Source organism: Paenibacillus pseudetheri, from assembly GCF_924513355.1.
Taxonomy (GTDB): Bacteria; Bacillota; Bacilli; order Paenibacillales; family Paenibacillaceae; genus Paenibacillus_AQ; species Paenibacillus_AQ pseudetheri.
Genome location: NZ_CAKMAB010000086.1, coordinates 1 through 1,770, shown reverse-complemented (window position 1 = coordinate 1,770; position 1,770 = coordinate 1). Strand labels below are relative to the sequence as shown.

Annotated in this window: 1 protein-coding gene; it reads left to right on the top strand. The window is 47.5% G+C overall.

Annotated elements, in window-relative coordinates; all coding sequences use genetic code 11:
- Positions 1 to 528: 528 nt before the first annotated feature.
- Positions 529 to 1,770: group II intron reverse transcriptase/maturase (ltrA, locus tag L1028_RS30960; RefSeq protein ID WP_234541955.1), on the top strand; the 1,242-nt coding region annotated here is incomplete at its 3' end.

The window sequence follows — 1,770 nt, the reverse complement described above, 5'->3', positions numbered from 1 at the left end:
GCGTGCCCAGAGGCACGCATTATCTAGTTGGTGAAAGTCCAACCGAAGGAGGGGCCAAGCCACCTTTGTAGCTAGGATGCTTGCGCATGGCGAAATCTGTGTGTAAAAGCGCATCGACAAAAGTACCTGTCAGAGACAGGGCGAGCAACAACCCAGGCCGCAACATGAAGTGAATCCTGCCGCGTCGTCAAAAAGGCCCTGCGAAGGGGAAAAGAGGGTGCCGAGTCTCGTGACATTAGACGAAGGCCAAGGAAACTGTGCAGAACTTGGGACAACAGTGAAGAACCTTCCGGCGTATAGGGAACGGCATGGGTTGAAAGATAGTGCAGTGAACTGGGGAGACCCTCCCCTGTACGGTTTTTTTTTTAGAACCCGTAAAGAGACACTCTATAAGCTCAAAAAGTGAAGTGAGTCGTCTGCAGGAAGGGAGTCCGAGGGGCTCATAGTACCGAAGAACCTAAGGACAACATAACCTTAGGGAGGGAAGGAGCCCTGCTTTGTTTATGCTTTTGGAGGAGGTACGAGTGAGTGAATGCCAACCGGCTAACGACACCAAAGGAAAAAGTTCAACAACTCCAAGAAAAGCTAGGTCATGCGGCCAAGGAGAACAAAAAGCGCAAATTCCATGCATTGTATGACAAAATCTATCGGTGGGATGTACTGTGTGAAGCATGGAGACGAGTGAAAGCCAATAAGGGAGCCGCAGGAGTAGATGCTGTGACGCTAGCAGATATTGAGGAACAAGGGGAAATGCAGTTTCTCAAGGCATGTGAGCGAGAGCTTAAAGAAAGCAACTACCATCCGCAACCCGTACGGCGACACTACATCCCGAAGAAAGATGGGAAGCAAAGGCCACTGGGTATACCCACCGTACGCGATCGAGTCATACAGATGGCAACCAAATTAGTGATTGAACCTATCTATGAAGCGGATTTTCAAGAAGCATCCTTCGGTTTTCGCCCGAAACGAAGTGCTAAAGGGGCGCTGGATCGAATCCGAAAAGCATGTAACCGGAAAGGGAATTGGGTAGTTGACGTCGATATCCAAGGCTACTTCGACAATATTAATCAAGAGAAGCTCATGAAATTGGTGCAGATGCGTATCAATGACAGGCGGATATTGAAATTAATACGAAAGTGGTTGGGGGCGGGAGTCATGGAAGAAGGAACGGTAAGGCGTTCGGATTTAGGGACTCCGCAAGGAGGAGTGATTTCACCGCTCCTTGCAAATATCTATCTAAATTACTTCGATCAATTGTGGGAGAAACAGGGAAAAGGAATAGGAGAACTCACGAGGTATGCAGACGATTTTGTAGTGGTTTGCAAAACTAAAAAGGACGCAGAACATGCGTATGAGCTTATACGTATGATTATGGAGCGTCTGGAGTTGACCCTACATCCGACCAAAACCCGCATTGTAGGATTATGGACAGGAGACGAAGGATTCGATTTCTTAGGGATGCATCACCGGAAAACCAAAGCAGAAACATCCCAAGGCAAGGTGTATTACACCACGCAGCAGTGGCTAACAAAAAAGGCAGAGGAACGGATTCGTGAGGTGGTCAAAGAAAGATTGGCACCGCCGAACATGCGGTCAAGAGCGTTTGTGGAACATGTAGAATGGCTCAATCCAAAGATTCAAGGATGGAGAAATTATTACTACACGAACTATAGCCAAAAGAAGTTAGCGAAACTAGACTGGTATATTTTGCAACGGTTAACACGGTGGTATGCAAAGAAAAGACAACGCAGAAGATGGATAGGCTCACTA